Annotated in this window: 1 protein-coding gene; it reads right to left on the bottom strand. The window is 39.4% G+C overall.

All coding sequences use genetic code 11. From position 1 onward, the window contains the following. Nucleotides 1-326, bottom strand: a 326-nt coding sequence (locus PSE7429_RS27460) for an IS1/IS1595 family N-terminal zinc-binding domain-containing protein (RefSeq protein WP_009629784.1), incomplete at its 3' end; no start/stop codon positions are given. Between the last annotated feature and the right edge of the window lie 222 nt (nucleotides 327-548).

Consider the following 548-nt stretch of genomic DNA (forward strand, 5'->3'; position numbering starts at 1 on the left):
ACGGCGTTTGGTTTTGGTTCTACCTCCACCTGCTGAGGAACGTTTTCATATTTATGATTGACGTAACTCTGCAACCATTTCTCTGAGACCTTGAGGACTCTAGCTATTCCAGCTAGTGGGATTTTTTCTAGCAGTAGTCTCTCTAAAAGGTCATAAGTGTCTTGGATACGCTCTGAAACTCTCTGCCACTGTGGATTTTCTACAAATTGACGACCACAGTCCCGACATTTATAATTTTGTTTGCCATGCCGAGTACTACCGTTTTTAACCACTGATACGGACTGGCAGGATGGACATGATGGACTTGATGGACTTGACTCTGACATTGCTTTAATCTGTAACAACCATCTAGATATTTTCCCTCATCCTTTCCTTTTTAGGACTACCTAAAAATGACAAAAACAGGCTCTTGCTGATTTCGAGATTGCACTTGACTACTTTAAAAAGCTCTTAATGAAAAAGCTAATGTTAGGCTCACAGAGACGAAGATTCAGGCAATAAAGAAAAGTCAATCCAAATAAGCCTTTAAATGAAAGATTCAGTTTTAA

The sequence above is a fragment of the Pseudanabaena biceps PCC 7429 genome (genome assembly GCF_000332215.1).
Taxonomy (GTDB): domain Bacteria; phylum Cyanobacteriota; class Cyanobacteriia; order Pseudanabaenales; family Pseudanabaenaceae; genus Pseudanabaena; species Pseudanabaena biceps.